Consider the following 17,075-nt stretch of genomic DNA (forward strand, 5'->3'; position numbering starts at 1 on the left):
GAGCGTCCATGGCCGGCAAGGCCCCCGCCGAGGAGCTCGACGTCGACGGCGTCACCGTGCGGCTCACGAGCCCCGACCGCGTGCTCTTCCCGGCGCTGGGCGAGGACGGCGGGACGAAGCGCTCCCTCGTCGACTACTACCTCGCCGTCGCGTCGTCCTCGGCCGACGGCGCCGTCGATGGCCTCGGCCCGCTCGTCCGCGCTCTGCGCGACCGGCCCACCTACCTCCAGCGATTCCCCGACGGCGTCGAGGGCGAGGAGGTGTACCAGAAGCGGGTGCCGGAGCGGGCGCCCGACTACCTGCGGCGGGTGCGCGTGACCTTCCCCTCCGGGCGGCACGCAGACGCGCTGCGCGTCGACGCCGCCGCCCCCCTGCTCTGGGCCGCGCAGATGTCCACCGTGACGTTCCACCCGTGGCCCACGCGCGCCGACCACGTCGAGATGCCCGACGAGCTGCGGGTGGACCTGGACCCCCAGCCCGGCACCGGCTTCGAGGAGGCCCGCCGGGTCGCCCTCGACGTCCTGCACCCGCTGCTCGACGAGCTCGGCCTGGTCGGCTACCCCAAGACCTCCGGCGGGCGCGGCGTCCACGTCTACGTCCGGATCGAGCCCCGCTGGGAGATCCGCGAGGTCCGCCGCGCCGCCATCGCCCTGGCCCGCGAGGTCGAGCGCCGCGCCCCCGACCTGGTCACGACCGCCTGGTGGAAGGAGCAACGCACCTCCGCGATCTTCGTCGACTACAACCAGAACGCCCGCGACCACACCATCGCCAGCGCCTACTCCGCCCGCCGCACCCCCCGGGCCACCGTCTCCACCCCCGTGACGTGGGCCGAGCTCGCCGACGTGCAGCCCGACGACTGCACCATCGCCACGGTCCCCGGCCTGCTCGCCGAGCGCGGGGACCCCATGGCCGCCCTCGACGACGTCGCCCACTCCCTCGAGGGCCTGCTCGAGATGGCCGACCGCGACGAGACCGCCGGCGCCGGCGACATGCCCTACCCGCCCAACCACCCCAAGATGCCCGGCGAGCCCAAGCGCGTGCAGCCCAGCCGCGACCGCGACCGGCCCGGGGCCGGCTGAGGGGCCGAGGGGCGCCCGCCGCACCACCGCTGCACGATCGGTCCATGGCAGCGAAGACCACGACCCACGACTTCACCGGCAGCGTCGTCCTCGTCACCGGGGGCGGCTCCGGCATCGGCGCGGCGATCACCCGCGCCTTCCTGGACGCCGGGGCCACCGTCGCGGTCACCGGACGGCGCCGCGAGAAGCTCGAGGAGGTGCTCGCCGGGCACCCCGCGGAGCGCACGGCGGCGATGCCCGCCGACGTCTCCGACGGCGCGCAGGTGCGCGACCTCGTGGCCGGCGTCGTCGAACGGTTCGGGCACCTCGACGTCGTCGTGAGCAACGCCGCCGGGTACGCCGGCGGGGAGATCACCGACGTCGCCGACGAGGACTGGGAGTCGATGCGCGCCACCAACGTCGACGGCTTCTTCCACCTCGCCAAGGCCGCGCTGCCCCACCTCGCCGACTCCCGGGGCACGCTCGTGGCGGTGTCCTCGGTCTCGGGCGACCGCGGCGACTGGGGCCAGGCCGCCTACAACGCCACCAAGGCCGCCATCACCAACTTCGTCCGCTCCCTCGCGCTCGACTGGGGCTCCCGGGGCGTGCGGCTCAACGCCGTCGCGCCGGCCTTCACGCTCACCGAGCTGACCGAGGGCATGGGCCGCGACGAGGAGTCGCTGGCGCCCTTCGTCGACCGCATCGCGCTCGGCCGACCCGGCGAGCCCGAGGACGTCGCCCCGGCCGTCCTCTGGCTCGCCAGCGACGCCGCCCGCTACGTCACGGGCGCCGTCCTGGCCGTCGACGGCGGCACCAGCGCCTCCACGGGCCAGCCGCACGGCTGAGACCGGCGTCGACGCCAGGCCCGGGTCCGAGCGCCGGCCGGGCAGCACCGGGGTCCACCAGCCAGGTCGGCGGGTGCGGCCGACCAAGCCGTCTCGCGGGCGCACCAGCCAGGGCTGAGGATCACCGGGTGGACCGGCTGCCCTCCTCCTCCCCTCCGAAGAGGCTCCACGAGGTGGCGGCGCGACTGGGGGTCCCTCTGGCCGCGGAGGCACCGGACGCGCTGGTCGACGGGCTGCACCACGACTCGCGCCGCGTCGGCCCCGGGCAGCTGTGGCTGGCGCTGCCCGGTGGGCGCCATCACGGTGCGGAGTTCAGCGCGGGCGCTGCGGCCCGCGGTGCTGTCGCGGCGATCAGCGACCGGCCGTGCCCGGGCCTCACGACGCTCCTGGTGCCCGACCCGCGGCGCTGCGCCGGCCCCCTGGCGGACTGGCTCCACGGCAGTCCCTCGGCGCACCTGGAGGTGCTCGGGGTGACCGGGACCAACGGGAAGACGAGCACGACGCACCTGCTGGAGGCGGGCATGGCCGGCGCCGGGGCGTGCACTGGCCTGATCAGCGGAGTGGTGGTGCGAGGGCCCGGGGAGCAGCGCGTCCCGGCGCTGACCACCTCGGAGGCGGCGGACCTGCAGCGCGACCTCGCCCTCCTGCGAGCGACGGGCGTCGAGCGGGTGGCGCTGGAGGTCTCCAGCCACGCGCTCGCCCTGCACCGGGTCGACGGCACCCGCTTCCGCGCGGCCGTCTTCACCAACCTCGCGGCCGACCACCTCGACCTCCACCACGACATGGAGGGCTACCTGGCGGCGAAGGCGCGCCTGTTCGAGCCCGAGCGCTGCGCTCTGGCCGTGGTCGGCGTCGACGACGTGTGGGGCCGGCGCCTGGCCCGCGACCTGGGCGCCGTCGCCGCCGTCCCGGTGGTCACCACCTCCGCGCACGGCCAGCGGGCGGACTGGACGGCGACCGACGTCCACGCCGACGCCTCGGGCACCCGCTTCCGCCTGCGCGGGCCGGGCACCGACCGAACGGTGCGGCTGCGGCTGCTCGGCGCCCACCAGGCGGACAACGCCCTGTCGGCGCTGGCAGCCCTGCTGTCGACGGGGACGGACCCTGACGCCGCCGTCCGTGGCGTGGGAGCGCTCGGGCTCGTGCCCGGACGGATGGAGGTCGTCGACGTCGGGCAGCCCTTCCGGGCGCTCGTCGACTTCGCCCACAACGCCCACGGGGTCGAGCGGGCTCTGGAGCACCTGCGATCCACGACCCGCGGCCGCCTGCACGTCGTCCTGGGCCAGCGGGGCGGTCGCGACCCGAGCAAGGCCTTCCCCCTCGGTGAGGCCGCCGGCCGTCTGGCCGACGTCGTCGTGGTCACCGACGAAGGAGCCCACGACGAGGACCCCGCGCACCTGCGCGCCCTGGTGGTGGCCGGTGCCCGCAGCGCCGGACGCGCCCGCGTCTCGGAGGTGCCCGACCGGGACGCGGCGATGGCCGCCGCCGCCGCCGCCGCAGGCCCGGACGACGTGCTGGTCGTCCTGGGTCGCGGCACCGACCAGCGCATGACGGCAGCAGGGGTGAGCACCCCCTTCGACGACCGACTCGCGCTGGGGCTCGCGATCGCGGCCACCAGCGGCGCACCGCTCCCGGTCTGCCGCCAGGGCTGACGACGACCCTCGCCGGGCCCAGAGCACCGCGGTGCTCTGGGCCTCGCGCGCTCGCGGGCGCCGACGTCAGCTGGCGGGGACGGCCTCGGCGAAGAGGGGCACGGCGTTCTCGACGGCGTAGTCGATGCCGAGCGCGCTGCCGCTGGAGAAGGCGTTGAGCAGCGTCTGGTCCTCCAGGACGACCGAGCGGCCCTCCTGCACCGACGGGAGCGCCTGGAACAGCGGGTCGTCGGTGATGGTCGAGGCCTCGACGAAGATCGGGAAGACGACCGTCAGGTCGGCGTCGAGGATCTCGAGCTGCTCGCTGGAGACCGGCACGTAGAAGGTGTCCGTCGCCAGCTCCTCCACCTGCGAGGACTGCTCGAGGCCCAGCGCCTGCATGAGCTGCACGCGGCTGTCGCCGCTGGTGTAGGCGCCCCACTCCTCGGCCGTGCGGGCGCCGACGGCGACCGTGGTGCCCTCGAGCTGCGGGTTGGCCTCCGCGGCGTCGGCGAGCGCCTGCTGGACGTCGGCCACGATCTGGTCGGCCTCCTCGCCGCGGCCCAGCGCCTCGCCGACCAGGTCGAGCTGCTCCTGCCACGTCGTCGCGTACGACTCCCCGCCCTCGGGGATGCCGACCGTGGGGGCGATCTGGCTCAGCGCCTCGTACCGCTCCTGCGTGCCGTCCGAGCGGGTGTCGAGGATGAGGTCGGGCTCGAGCGCCGCGATGGCCTCCAGCTCCGGCTCGAGCGTGCTGATGATCTCCGGGGACTGCGCGTACAGGTCCTCGGCCCACGGGCCGACCCCGTCGCCGCCGAAGCCGAGCCAGTCGCTCGCGCCCACGGGCTCCACGCCGAGGGCGAGCGCCGTCTCCGCGTCGGACCAGCCGAGGGCGACCACGCGCTGCGGCTCCTCCTCGACCTCGACCGGGCCGAAGGCGGTGTCGACCGTGACGGGGAAGGCGCCTTCGCTGCTCGCGGCGCCGCCCCCGCTGGTGCCCTCGGCGCCGCCGGCCGGCTCCTCGGGGGTGTCGGAGCCGCACGCCGCGGCCAGCAGCGCGACGGACAGGACGGCGGTGACCCGCACGGGGCGGGAGGCGAGACGCAGGGACGTGCGCACGGGAGACCTCGTGTTCGCTGGGGTACAGGTGAGGGCAGCCTAACCTCGACCGGGCGGCGCACCGTCGGCCGCCCGCGTCCGCAGCGCCGAGGGGGCGCCGGGGCCCCGCCGTCGGGCCCTCGCGCCGCGCTCCCGGGCCGAGGGGTGCGCGGCGTCGTAGCGTCGGCGCATGAGTGCTGACGCGGGGACCGTGGTGCCGGACGTGCCGAGCCCGCTCGGGTGGTGCTCGCCGTGCCTGGCCGGGCGCACGAGGACGCCCGCGGCCGTGCTGCTGGAGGGCACCGGGGTGTGCGAGCAGCACCATGAGCGCCTCGTCGCCGGCCGCGCCGAGCAGGGCGACCAGATGGCCGCCATGGCCGCGCAGGCCCAGGAGCAGCTGCGCGGGCTCATGGGCGGCATGGGGGGTCTGGGCGGCCCGGGCTCGGGCGACCCCCGGCGCGCCGGCTTCTGAGCGCCGGGAGCGACGCGCAGGTCGTCCGAGGCCGGTGACCCGCGGCGCGTCGTCGTCGGCGGCCCCCGGGGCTCAGACGCCGCGCAGGTCGAGCACGAGCTCGGTGGGGGCGTCGCCGTCCAGCACGACGGGGATGCCCCAGTCCTGCTGGTAGAGGTGGCAGGCGGCGTGCTCGGGCACCTCGCCGCCCTCCCCCGCGTCGCACGCGGCCGCCTGCGCCGAGACGTGCAGCACCCCGCGGGTCCCCGGCTCGCCGCGGAGCACGAGACGGCGCTCGAGCTGCTGGTCGGCGCCCTCCCCCTCGGCGAGCAGCTCCGCCGGCGTCGCCGAGACGACGACGCGCACCGGCGAGCCGTAGCGGTCGTCCAGGTGCTGCCCGCTCGGCGGGGCGAAGCGCACATGCAGGTCCACCGCCCCGGGCGCGAGCGGCGTCGGCGGGCGCTCGACGCGGCCCGCGGCGCTGCCCACCGCTCGCCCGGCGCTCAGCGGCAGCCGGAGCACGCGGTGCGCCCGGGACTCGACGACCAGGAGCTGGGCGTCCTCGCCCTCGCCGACGACCGCGACGCCGGTCGGCTCGGCGAGGTCGGCCGCCAGCGTCGTGACGGCGCCGTCGGCGGCCGCGGGGTCGTACCGGCGCAGCGCGCCGTTGTAGGTGTCGGCGACGGCGACCGAGCCGTCGGGCAGCACCGCCGCCCCGAGGGGGTGCTGCAGCAGGGCCCCGCCGGCGTCGCCGTCGCGGTCGCCGAAGTCGAAGAGCCCTGAGCCGACGACCGTCTCGACCCGGTAGCCCGGGGCGGCGACGGGCGCGGCGTTGGCCAGGCGGGCGTCGGTGACCACGGGCACGGACTGGTCGCCGGCGGCCTCCGACGCCCGCACGAGACGCCGCAGCGCGGACGTCTCGGAATCCACGACCCACAGGACCTCGCCGTCCGCGGAGGGCGCGAGGCGGGACGTCTGCGCGAACCACGCCAGCTCGGCGTCGCCGTCGCGCAGGCCCTCGGCGCTCGTGCCGGCGACGACCCGCACGACGCCCTCGCGCGGGTCGGCCGCCGGCGCCAGCGCCCACAGCTGGTGCAGGCCCGCCATGGCGACGACGAGCTGGTCGTCCCACCACGCGACGTCCCACGGCGTCGAGAGGTCTTGCGCCAGCGCCGGTCCCCCGCCTTCGCGGCGGCGCAGCTGCCGGCCGGTGCCGGCGAGCGTGACCACCTCGGCGTCGTCGCCGGTCAGCCGGACGCCGCGGACGGCGTGGTTCGCGCTGTCGGCGACCACGACGTCGACCCCGAGGCGGGCGGCGACGTCCTCGGGCAGCAGGCACAGGCCCTGCGGCTCGGCGAAGCGGGCCGAGCCGGCGTCGCCGTCGGCCAGACCGCGCACGCCCTCGCCGACGGTGCGCACGACGCGCAGGTCCTCGTCGAGGACGGCGAGGCGGTGGTGGCCGGTGTCGGTGACGAGCACCCCGCCGCCCAGGCGCTCCGGCAGCACGAGCGCGCTGCTGGGGAACCGGAGGCCGTCCGTGCTCGCCTCCTCGGCCAGCGGGGCGAAGAGCCGCTCGCCGCGCACCAGCGTGCCGCGCTCGTCGTGGTCGGGGACGAGCTCGCCGAGCAGGCGGTCCAGGCCGTCGGCGTGCCCCTCCCCCGACAGCGACGCGACGACGTACCCGGTGGGGTCGACCAGCACCAGCGTCGGCCACGCGCGCGCGGCGAAGGCCCGCCACGTCGTCATGTCGGCGTCGTCGAGCACGGGGTGGTGCACCCCGTAGCGGCGCACGGCGTCGTCGAGGACGTCGGGCTCGGCCTCGTGCGGGAACTTCGGCGAGTGGACGCCGACGACGACGAGCTCGGCCGCCCATCGCTCCTCGAGCTCGCGCAGCTCGTCCAGGACGTGCAGGCAGTTGACGCAGCAGCTCGTCCAGAAGTCGAGCAGGACGAAGCGGCCCCTCAGGTCGGCCAGGCGCAGCGCGCGCCCGTCCGTGCCGACCCAGCGGCGGCCGACGAGCTCGGGGGCGCGGGTGCGGGGGGTGCGCGGAGAGGTGCTGGCAGGGCGCGTGCTCACGCGGACGATCGTCGCACCGCCGCCGAGCGGGCTCTGACGGCCCGGTCTACGGGCGGGACGGCGACGGTCAGCGGAGGTAGCCGGCCCGGCGGAGCACCGGGATCGCGCGGTCCCGGACCCGCCGGGAGCGCTCGAGCGTCTCGTCGATGCGCTCCTGCTCGAGGCGGGCGCTCTCGATGGCTCTGCGGCCGCTGGCGACCTGCTGGCGGATCCGCTCGCGCTGCTCGTCGTTCATCGTCGTCACCGCCGCACCTCCTCGTCCGGGGTCCTGCTCCTCGTCGGAGTATCAGCCATCTCGTCGAGGAGGTCCATCGCGGCGGTCAGCTCGCCCGTCAACCTGGTCACCTCCGCCTTCGCCCTGTCGAGCTCGGTCCTCAGACGGTCGGAGTCCGAGGCGACCTCGACGACCTCCGTGCTCGCGTCCACGGGGCCCACCCGGCGGACCCAGGAGCCGCTCGCCGCCCGGGCGACGGCTGACGCGACGAGGAAGAGCGCGAGCACGACGACCACCGTGCGGAGGGCTCCGACGACGACGGGGTGGCCGACGACGAGGCTGACGGCCGACCCGTCGGTCGCCACCTCCGCCGGGGAGAGGAGCGCGGCGCCGAGGGCGAGGACGCCGGTCGCCGCCAGGACGACGACGAGCGGACGGCCGCTCGCTCCCGTGCGCGCTCGTGCTGCCGCGGTCTCGCCCTCCATCACGACGACACCGTGGCACGCCGCCGGAGCAGCGCGGGCGCCCCGTCCCCAGCGCCCTCACCCCACGTGGTCGGGCTGGACCCACGCCCTCCCGAGCACGTGCTGGTCGAGGAAGCCGAGGACGGTCTGGTACCAGACCACCGCGCCGCCCGGGGAGAGCACCCAGTGGTTCTCGTCGGGGAAGTACAGGAACCGGTGCGGGGTCGAGCCGTCCTCGGCGGTGCTGCGGGAGACGAGGTCCCACCACAGCCGCAGCCCCTCGCCGACCGGCACGCGGTAGTCCTTGTCGCCGTGGACGACCAGGGTCGGCGTCGTGATGGCGTCGGCCGAGTGGTGGGGGCTGTTCTCCCGCGCCATCTCCGGCGTCATCTCGCGGTTCCAGAAGTAGGCGGCGTCGGTCGTCGGGCCGAACTGGTCGAGCGCCCACAGGCTCGCGTGCGTGACCACGGCGTCGAAGCGGTCGGTGTGCCCGGCGACCCAGTTGGCCATGTAGCCGCCGAAGGAGCCGCCCATCACCGCGGTGCGGGTCGCATCCACGTCGTCGCGGGCCTCGGCGGCGTCGGTCGCCGCCATCAGGTCGGTGAACGGCGCCGCGCCCCAGCTGCCCCACCCGCGCTGGACGAAGTCCTGGCCGTAGCCGGTGGACAGCGCGGGGTCGGGCAGCAGGACGGCGTAGCCGCGGGAGACCGCCAGCCACGGGTTCCACCGCCAGGACCAGGCGTTCCAGGAGCTGAGCGGCCCGCCGTGGACCCACAGCAGCAGCGGGGCGGCCTGCTCGGCGCTCGCCCCCTCGGGCAGGCACAGCCAGCTGCGCACGGGCGTGCCGTCCTCCGCCGTGGCGTGCACCTCCTCGAGCCGGCCGGGCAGCGCGAGCGGCGCGACGGGCGAGGCCAGGTGCTCGACGTCACCCGCCGCGCCCGTCGGTCCGCCCTCCAGGCGCACCCGGACGGGCGCGGGCGCGGCGTCGTAGGCGGAGCGCAGCGCGTACGCCCAGCCGTCCGGCGACACCTGCACGCCGGTGTAGGCCCCGTGGTCTCCCGTCAGCCGGCGCACGTCCCCGGAGGCGGCGTCGACGAGGAACAGCGGCCCGGCGCCGGCCTCGTCGGCCTCCACGACGAGCGAGCGGCCGTCCCGGCCCCACGCGACGGCGTGCGGCCAGCGGTCCCAGCCCTCGGTGAGGTCGCGGCGACCGCCGGCTCCGACGACCGCGCCCGCGGCGTCCCACTCCAGGTCGACGAGGGCCAGCCAGGAGCGCGGAGCCCGGTCGGGGGTGCTGACCCGGGTGGCCACGAACGCCGCCGTCCGGCCGTCCGGGGACAGGACGGCGCCCTCGTGCTCGACCTCCGGGTCGTCCAGCAGCACCGCGCGCCGCCCCGTGGCGACGTCGACGGCGACGAGCTGGAGCGACTGCTCGCCGCGGGCGCGCGGCACCGTCCACGTGCCGACGGCGGTGCGGCCGTCCTCGGCGAGGTCCCAGGCGGCCTCCTGCAGCGCGGGGCCGACGTGGCCGGTGAGGTCGCGCAGGGCGTAGCGGGGGTCCGGCGCGCCCGCCTCGCCGGCGGGGGCCGCCAGCGGGTCCGCGGCGAGCAGGCGGTCGCGGTCGGGCCCCAGGTCGTGGTCCCAGAAGCGCACCGGGTACCCGGTGTGCAGGACGGCCGTGACACCGGCCTCGGTGCGGGCGGTGCGGGCCGCTGCGTCGTCGCCGTCCTGCGGGGCGGTCGGCAGGGTCGGGGACGTCACGAGCAGCGCGCCGCTGGTGCGCGCCACCGCGGCCACCGAGAGGCCCCCGGGCCGGGAGGCGACCGGCCGGGGCTCGCCCGTGCCGCCCGGCAGGCACCACAGGGCCGCCGGGGCGTCGTCACCGGTGCGGCCGCCGCCGCCCGGCTGCCCGGGCTCGCCGGAGGGCCCGGGCTGGGCGTCCGGCTGGAGCTTCGCGCCCGCCGGTCGCCCGGGCGGGGACGGCTCGGGGCGCTTCGCCGTGAAGAGGAGGTCGCCCTGCGGCGTCCACACCGGGGCGGCCTCGCCCGCGGCGCCCCGGGTCAGCCGGCGGCACGTCCCGCCCTCGAGCGGCGACTCCCACAGGCTCGTGACGTAGCCGGTCCCGTCGCCGTCCAGCCCCGCGACGGCGAGCGCGAGCCGGCGCCCGTCCGGGCTCAGCGCCAGGCCGGTCACGCGCGGCTGGGCGACGTAGGCGTGCAGGTCGGCCAGCGAGTCCGCGGCGGTGCGGGGGCTGGCGGGGGTGCTCGGGTCGGTCACGGCCCGTTGCTACCACGCGACCGGGCTCGACGGGCCCCGGAGAGCACGCCCGGACGGCAGGGCGGCGTCGGCGCACTCCCACCGCGGGACGGCAACAAGACGTCGAAGTGCCGTGAGACGGCGCCCTCACGAGGCAAGAAGACGACGAAGTGCCGGGGAGAGGGCGCCCACGAGGCAAGGAGTCGACAGAGTGCGGCGAGACGCGGCCCCCGGGCGCCGAGGTGCGCGGCGAGGGCGCGCGTCAGCGGCGCTGCTGCGTCCCGCGCTCGGCGAGCATCGCGTTGTACGCGGAGAGCTCGGCCTCGCCGGTGCGGTCGGCGGTGCGGTCGCCGCGGCGCTGGTCGCGCTCGTCGCTGCGGGCCCACTGGATCGCCACGGCGACGACGAGCAGCAGCGTCGGGAACTCCCCGATGCCCCAGGCGATGCCGCCGCCGGTGCGCTGGTCGTCGAGCGCGTCGATGCCCCAGCCCGTCGAGGAGAACCAGCTGCCGGCGAGGAGGGTCTCGCTCGAGATGATCGCGATGCCGAAGAAGGCGTGGAAGGCCATCGTCGCGAACAGCAGCACGATGCGGAGCGGGTAGCTGGGCCGGTTCGGCCCCGGGTCGATGCCGACGAGGGCGTTGGCGAACAGGTACCCGACCCCGAGGAAGTGCACCATCATCAGCTCGTGGCCCACGTGGGTCGACAGCGCGAGCTCGAACAGCGGCGTGTAGTAGAAGACGATCAGGCTGCCCGCGAAGAGCACGGCCGCCACCACCGGGTGGGACACCAGACGCAGGTAGCGCGACTCGGTGAGGACGACGAGCCACTCCCGGACGCCGCGCGAGCCGTCACGACGACGGGCGATCGCCCGCAGCGCGAGCGTCATCGGCGCCCCGAGGACCAGGAGCACGGGGATCAGCATGCTCAGCACCATGTGCTGGACCATGTGGGCGCTGAAGACCGTCCGGCCGTACGCGGACGGCGCCCCGCTCGTCATGTAGGCGAGCACGAGCAGGCCCAGGGCGAAGGCGACGACCCGGCCCACCGGCCACCGGTCGCCGCGGCGGCGCAGGCGCGCCACGCCCGCCCCGTACGCGAGGGCCAGCCCGAGGGTGATGAGGAGCCACAGCAGGTCGGGCTGCCACTGCGTCAGCAGGCTCGAGGGCCGGAACGGCTCGGGCAGCGCCTCGCCGGTGAGGATCTCGGCCGGGGTGGGGGCCGGCGGCAGCTCCTGCGGCACCGGGGGCGGGGTCAGCGACAGCGCCGCGGCGACGCCGGAGACCGCGCCCAGCAGCACCACCTCGCCGCCCACGAGCCGCCAGAACGGCCCCCGGGCGCTCGCACCGGCCGCGGTGCGCGACTCGATGCCCGCGAGCAGCCGGCGCCGGTGCACCCAGCCCGCCAGGCCGAGCAGGACGCTCGCCGCGGCCTTGGCGAGGACCAGCAGGCCGTACCCCGAGCCGAAGAGGTCCCCGAGGCCGGCGACGCGCAGCGAGGCGTTCGCGACGCCCGAGACCACGACGAGCGCGAAGCCGACGAGCGCCAGGGAGGAGTACCGCGAGGCCACCACGGGGAGCTCCGGGCCGGTCCGGCGCGCGATGGCCACGAGCGCGAGGAGCCCGCCGAACCACAGGGCCACGCCCAGCACGTGCAGCCCCCAGGAGCTGACGGCCGTCTCGTGGCCGCTCGTGCCGGTCGAGTGGGCGTTCAGCGCGAGCGGGACGATGGCGAGGCAGGACAGCAGCGCCGTCCAGCCGGCCCCGGCGGGGGTGCGCACGCCCACGGCGGCCGTGGCGACCAGCGCGGCGACGACCGTCGAGACGAGCAGCGCCTGGCCCTGGGTGATCTGGGTCGCGACGATCGCCAGCTGGGACCCGAAGGCGGGGTCGGCCAGCGGCGTCCCGGAGAGGTTGGACGCCGTCAGCACGAGCACGGCGAGGCTGGCGACGGTCCAGACCCCCGAGCCCACGGCCGCGACGCGCGCGGCCGCCGCCCAGGACGGCGCCCGCGCCGGCACGACGCCGGCGGCGAGCACGAGCGCTCCCAGGGTCAGGGCCAGGCCCAGGTCGCGCAGGACCACGGCCACCGGGAGCCCGTACCGGACGAGCGCGCCCGGGTCGCGGACCAGGTCGGGGGCGGCGGCCCCGCCCGTGGCGAGCGCCCACCCGAGCCCGAGCGCGGTGGCGACCGGGGTCAGGAGGACGACCGCGAGCCACCACCGGGGGGCCGGGGAGGAGGGCCGACCGGGTGCGTCCGCCGGCCGCGGCGCGCGTGCGCCGTCGCCGTCCCGCTGCGCCGTCGGCGCCGTCCGTGCGCTCACCCCCTGAGGGTAGGCGCCCCCGGCGCGGCACCCGTCGGCGCTCCCCCCGCCGTCCGCACCACCCGCCGTCCGCGCCACCCGAGTGCGCCCCGCCACAGGGCGAGCAGGCGACAAGACGCCCCCGTGCGACCCAGCACAGGGCGAAGAGGCGACAAGACGCCCCCGTGCGACCCACCACAGGGCGAACAGGCGACAAGACGCCCCCGTGCGACCTGCGTCAGAGGCGGCGGTCGGCCAGGACCGGGAAGTCCTCGCGCGCCCGCCGGACGACGCCCGGGTCGACGTCGACGACGAGGACTTCCTCGTCCTCCCCGGCCTCCGCGAGGACGCCGCCGTCGGGGCCCACGACGGCGCTGGCACCGGCCATGAGCGTGCGCGCGTGCGCACCGGCGGTGCCGCAGGCGGCCACGAGCAGCTGGTCCTCCAGCGCCCGGGCGCGCACGAGCAGGCGCCAGTGCTCGCGCCGGGCCGCGGGCCACGCCGCCGGCAGGAGCACGAGCCGCGCCCCGCCGTCGAGCAGCGCGCGGAACATCTCGGGGAAGCGCAGGTCGTAGCAGGTGGCCAGGCCCACCGGCAGGCTCGAGCCGTCGCGCAGCGGCACCGGCGCGACGACGACCTCGTCGCCGGGCGTCATCAGCTCGGACTCCCCGCGGCCGTGGCCGAAGCGGTGCACCTTGCGGTAGCGCGCCAGCAGGGCGCCGTCCGGGCCGAGCAGCAGGGAGGTGTTGAAGAGGCGGTCGCCGTCGCGCTCGACGACCGACCCGGCGTGCACCACGGCGCCGCACGCCCGGGCCGCGTCGGCCATCGCCCGCGCCGTGGGCCCGTCCAGCGGCTCGGCCCGCTCGGACCACCGGGCGCTCGCGAAGCCGCCGTGCGCCCACAGCTCCGGCAGGACGACGACGTCGGCGCCCTCCTGGGCGGCCACGAGCGCGGCCACGCGGTCGCGCCGGGCGGCGACGGGCTCGTCGTCGCCGTAGCCCACCTGCAGCAGGTGCAGCCTCACGACCAGACGACCGCCTGGCTGGGCCGCTCGAGCACCGCGGCCACGTCGGCGAGGAACCGGCCGGCCTGGGCGCCGTCCACGACCCGGTGGTCGACGGTCAGGCCGAGCGTCGTCGTCCAGCGCGGCCGGACCCTCCCCCGGTGGACCCACGGCCGCTGCGCGAACGAGCCGAGCGCGAGGATCCCCGTCTCCCCCGGGTTGAGCAGGGGCGCCCCGGACTCGATGCCCAGCGAGCCGATGTTCGTGATCGTGAAGCTGCCGCCCGTCATGGCCGACGGCGGCGTCCGGCCCTCCCGCGCGGTCGCGGTGAGGTCGCCCAGGGCGCGGGCGAGCTCCAGGAGGTCGAGCACGTGCGCGTCGCGCACCACGGGCACGACCAGCCCGCGCGGCGTCGCGGCGGCGACGCCGAGGTTCACGCCCGCCGGCACGACGAGCTCCTGCGCGGCGCCGTCCCAGCGCGCGCCCATCTCGGGGGTGCGCCGCAGCGCGACGACGACGGCGCGCGCGGCCAGCAGCAGCGGCGAGACCCGCACGTCGGCGAAGCGCTGGTCGGCCTTGATGCGGGCGACGAGCTTCATCGTGCGCGTGACGTCGAGGGTGTGGAACAGCGTCGCCTGCGGCGCCTCGGTGCTGCTGCGCACCATCGCCTCGGCCATCGCCCGCCGGACCCCGCGCACCGGGACGCGCGTCTCGCCCCCCGGCGCCGCGTCGGCGGAAGGGGCCGGGGCCGCCTCGGCGCCGTCGTCGGCGTGGGCGAGCACGTCGCGGCGCGTGACGTTGCCGCGCGGGCCCGTGGGAGCGACGTCGGCGAGGTCGACGCCGCGCTCGCGCGCGAGCTTGCGCACCGGGGGCGCGGCGAGGGGGCGGGCCGGCTGCTGCGCGTCGTCGGGGGCGGCGCCGGCGACGCGGTCGTCCGCGACGTCGGCCTGGTCGGGCTCGGGCTCGGGCTCGGGCTCGGGCTCGGGCTCGGGCTGGGGCGGGGGCTCCACGGCTCCCGGCGGCGCGGCGCCGGGCCGGCGACGGCGGGAAGCCCGCCGTCCGGGCCCGTAGCCGACGAGGACGTCGCGGCGCTCGTCGCCGTCGCCGTCCTCGCCGTCCGCTCCCGCCACCTCCACCGCGACGAGGGGGGTGCCCACCTCGACGGTGCGGCCCTCCTCGACGAGCAGCTCGCGCACGACGCCCGCGAAGGGCGAGGGGAGCTCGACGAGGGACTTGGCCGTCTCGATCTCCACGAGGACGGCGTTCGTCGCGACCTCCTCGCCCACGGCGACGCGCCACGACACGACCTCGGCCTCGGTCAGCCCCTCGCCGACGTCGGGGAGCCTGAACTGCTGCACCGCCACGCGGGGGCCTCCTGCCTGCGGCGGGTCGCCCGCCGGTCGGGGTGGTCGCGGTCGCCGGACGCCGGCCACCGCGGTGGATCTGCTCAGCTCGTGCGCCCGGTGGCCGCGGGGGCCGCCGAGCGGTGCGCCAGTGTGGCGCGGAGGCGGACCTCGCCGCCTCAGGTGTCGAGCACGCGGTCGACCGCCTCGAGGAGCCGGTCGGCGTCGGGCAGGTACTCGTCCTCGAGCCGGGCGGCCGGGTAGGGCACCGAGAAGCCGCCGACGCGCAGCACCGGGGCCTCGAGGGAGTAGAAGCACGACTCCGTGACGCGCGCGGCCACCTCGGCGCCGAGGCCGAGGAAGACGGGCGCCTCGTGCGCCACGACGAGCCGGCCGGTGCGGCGCACCGACTCCTCCACCGGCGCCAGGTCCAGCGGGGAGAGGGTGCGCAGGTCGACGACCTCGAGGCTGCGGCCCTCCTCGGCCGCCGCGTCGGCCGCGCGCAGCGCCAGGGGCACGGTGGGCCCGTAGGCCACGACGGTGACGTCGGTGCCGGGCCGCACGACCCGCGAGCGGTGCAGCGGGTACGGCTCCGCGGCCGGGTCGAGCTCCGCCTTGTCCCAGTAGTGCCGCTTCGGCTCGAAGAAGATGACCGGGTCCGGCGAGTCGATGGCCTGCTGGATCATCCAGTAGGCGTCCACGGCGTTCGACGGGGTCACGCACCGCAGGCCGGTCGTGTGCGCGAAGAGCACCTCGGGCGACTCGCTGTGGTGCTCCACCGCGCCGATGCCGCCGCCGAAGGGGATCCGGATGACCACCGGCATCGGCATCGCGCCCCGGCTGCGGTGGGTCATCTTCGCGAGCTGGGTGACGATCTGGTCGTAGGCGGGGAACACGAAGCCGTCGAACTGGATCTCGCAGACGGGCCGGTACCCGCGCATCGCCAGCCCGATCGCCGTGCCGATGATGCCCGCCTCGGCGAGCGGGGTGTCGACGACCCGCTCCTCGCCGAAGTCCTTCGCCAGGCCCTCCGTGACGCGGAAGACGCCGCCGAGGGCCCCGATGTCCTCGCCCATGACGAGGACCTTGGGCTCGCGCTCCATCGCGGCGCGCAGCCCCAGGTTCAGGGCCCTGGCGATGCTGACGCGCTCCACGACGGGCTCGCCGTCCGGACCGATCGCGCTCACGCGGCGCCTCCCTGCGTCCCGGCGCCGCCCTCGGCGACGTCCTCGCCCTCGAGGCCGGCCACGTACCGGGCGTACCAGGCCCTCTCGGCCTCCACCTGCGGGTGCTCCGCGGCGTAGGCGTGGTCGAACATCGTGCTCGGCTCGGGGTCCGGCATCTCCAGGACGTCGCGGCGGAGCTTCGCCGCCAGGGCGTCGCCGTCGCGCGCCACCTCGGCGAAGAAGTCGTCCCCCGTGCCGTGGTCGCGGCGCAGGTGAGCCTCGAGCCGGGTCAGCGGGTCGCGCGCGCGCCACTGCTCGACCTCGACGGAGGGCCGGTAGCGACCGGGGTCGTCGGACGTCGTGTGGGCGCCCATCCGGTAGGTGAAGGCCTCGACCAGGGTCGGCCCCTGCCCCGCCCGCGCCCGCTCGGCGGCGGCGCGCACGACCGCGTAGCAGGCGATGACGTCGTTGCCGTCGACGCGCACCCCCGGGAACCCGAAGCCGCTGGCGCGCTGGGCGATCGGCACGCGGGTCTGCCGCTCGGCCGGGACGGAGATGGCCCACTGGTTGTTCTGGCAGACGAAGACCACGGGCGCCTGGAAGGCGGTGGCGAAGACGAAGGCCTCGCTGACGTCGCCCTGGCTGCTGGCGCCGTCGCCGAAGTACGCCAGCACGCACGCGTCGCGCCCGGCGTCACCGGTGCCGACCGCGCCGTCGCGCTGCACGCCCATGGCGTAGCCGGTGGCGTGCAGCGTCTGCGTGCCGATGACGAGCGCGTAGGGGCTGACGCCGGTGGCCGCGACGTCCCAGCCGCCCCGGTCCACACCGCGGAAGAGCGACAGGATGTCCGCCGGGTCGACGCCGCGCACCATGGCGACGGCGTGCTCGCGGTAGGTGGGGAAGACCCGGTCCTGCGGCTCGGTGGCGCGCGCGGAGCCCACCTGCGCGGCCTCCTGGCCCAGCAGGCTCGCCCACAGGCCGAGCTCGCCCTGGCGCTGCAGGGCGGTGGCCTCGGTGTCCGCGCGGCGGGCCAGCGCCATGTCGCGGTACATGCCCCGCAGGTCCTCGGGCGTGAGCGCCGCGGCGTGCGCCACGACCTCCGGGTCCTCGCCGGCGTCCGCGCGCCGGCCGTCCGGCGTCAGCAGCTGGACGACGTGCAGGGCACCGC

Annotated in this window: 14 protein-coding genes; 4 read left to right on the forward strand and 10 right to left on the reverse strand. The window is 77.0% G+C overall.

Annotated elements, in window-relative coordinates:
• Window positions 1-8: 8 nt before the first annotated feature.
• The 3 genes from Q0848_RS06505 (at window position 9) to Q0848_RS06515 (ending at window position 3,555) form a co-directional block, all read left to right on the forward strand.
• Window positions 9-1,079 (forward strand): DNA polymerase domain-containing protein, encoded by a 1,071-nt coding sequence (locus Q0848_RS06505; protein WP_299036196.1) that lies wholly within the window; start codon window positions 9-11, stop codon window positions 1,077-1,079.
• 44 nt (window positions 1,080-1,123) lie between these two features.
• Entirely contained in the window at window positions 1,124-1,903 is a 780-nt protein-coding gene (locus Q0848_RS06510) for an SDR family NAD(P)-dependent oxidoreductase (protein WP_299036198.1), read from the forward strand.
• A 128-nt stretch (window positions 1,904-2,031) separates the two neighbouring features.
• On the forward strand, window positions 2,032-3,555 hold the full coding sequence (locus Q0848_RS06515) for a Mur ligase family protein (RefSeq protein ID WP_299036200.1): 1,524 nt from the start codon (window positions 2,032-2,034) through the stop codon (window positions 3,553-3,555).
• A gap of 66 nt (window positions 3,556-3,621) precedes the next feature.
• Here the strand turns inward: Q0848_RS06515 and Q0848_RS06520 are convergent, their stop codons facing one another.
• Entirely contained in the window at window positions 3,622-4,653 is a 1,032-nt protein-coding gene (locus Q0848_RS06520; protein WP_299036201.1) for an iron-siderophore ABC transporter substrate-binding protein, read from the reverse strand.
• Window positions 4,654-4,822: 169 nt separating this feature from the next.
• Between Q0848_RS06520 and Q0848_RS06525 the strand changes: the two genes are divergently transcribed.
• Complete coding sequence (locus Q0848_RS06525; RefSeq protein WP_299036203.1) at window positions 4,823-5,104, forward strand: hypothetical protein; 282 nt, start codon at window positions 4,823-4,825, stop codon at window positions 5,102-5,104.
• Between the two features lie 72 nt (window positions 5,105-5,176).
• On the opposite strand, the gene Q0848_RS06530 is transcribed toward Q0848_RS06525, so the two are convergent.
• From Q0848_RS06530 to pdhA, 9 genes are all read right to left on the reverse strand, one after another.
• Complete coding sequence (locus Q0848_RS06530) at window positions 5,177-7,159, reverse strand: NHL domain-containing thioredoxin family protein (RefSeq protein ID WP_299036205.1); 1,983 nt, start codon at window positions 7,157-7,159, stop codon at window positions 5,177-5,179.
• Between the two features lie 67 nt (window positions 7,160-7,226).
• Window positions 7,227-7,403 (reverse strand): hypothetical protein, encoded by a 177-nt coding sequence (locus Q0848_RS06535; RefSeq protein ID WP_299036207.1) that lies wholly within the window; start codon window positions 7,401-7,403, stop codon window positions 7,227-7,229.
• The gene (locus Q0848_RS06540) at window positions 7,400-7,861 is read right to left on the reverse strand and encodes a hypothetical protein (protein ID WP_299036209.1); all 462 of its coding nucleotides are present in this window, start codon (window positions 7,859-7,861) and stop codon (window positions 7,400-7,402) included. Before Q0848_RS06540 ends, Q0848_RS06535 begins: the two co-directional genes overlap by 4 nt.
• 54 nt (window positions 7,862-7,915) lie before the next feature.
• On the reverse strand, window positions 7,916-10,114 hold the full coding sequence (locus Q0848_RS06545; protein WP_299036211.1) for an alpha/beta fold hydrolase: 2,199 nt from the start codon (window positions 10,112-10,114) through the stop codon (window positions 7,916-7,918).
• 241 nt (window positions 10,115-10,355) lie between these two features.
• On the reverse strand, window positions 10,356-12,416 hold the full coding sequence (locus Q0848_RS06550) for a cytochrome c oxidase assembly protein (RefSeq protein WP_299036213.1): 2,061 nt from the start codon (window positions 12,414-12,416) through the stop codon (window positions 10,356-10,358).
• A 217-nt stretch (window positions 12,417-12,633) separates the two neighbouring features.
• Complete coding sequence (locus tag Q0848_RS06555; RefSeq protein ID WP_299036214.1) at window positions 12,634-13,419, reverse strand: nitrilase-related carbon-nitrogen hydrolase; 786 nt, start codon at window positions 13,417-13,419, stop codon at window positions 12,634-12,636.
• On the reverse strand, window positions 13,416-14,762 hold the full coding sequence (locus Q0848_RS06560; protein ID WP_299036216.1) for a dihydrolipoamide acetyltransferase family protein: 1,347 nt from the start codon (window positions 14,760-14,762) through the stop codon (window positions 13,416-13,418). The genes Q0848_RS06555 and Q0848_RS06560 overlap by 4 nt, the downstream gene beginning before the upstream one ends.
• Window positions 14,763-14,920: 158 nt before the next feature.
• The gene (locus Q0848_RS06565) at window positions 14,921-15,919 is read right to left on the reverse strand and encodes an alpha-ketoacid dehydrogenase subunit beta (protein ID WP_366146460.1); all 999 of its coding nucleotides are present in this window, start codon (window positions 15,917-15,919) and stop codon (window positions 14,921-14,923) included.
• A gap of 5 nt (window positions 15,920-15,924) precedes the next feature.
• The gene (gene pdhA / locus Q0848_RS06570; RefSeq protein WP_366146461.1) at window positions 15,925-17,067 is read right to left on the reverse strand and encodes a pyruvate dehydrogenase (acetyl-transferring) E1 component subunit alpha; all 1,143 of its coding nucleotides are present in this window, start codon (window positions 17,065-17,067) and stop codon (window positions 15,925-15,927) included.
• Window positions 17,068-17,075 lie beyond the last annotated feature (8 nt).

It is taken from the genome of uncultured Pseudokineococcus sp. (assembly GCF_947495735.1).
In the GTDB taxonomy this organism is placed as follows: domain Bacteria; phylum Actinomycetota; class Actinomycetes; order Actinomycetales; family Quadrisphaeraceae; genus Pseudokineococcus.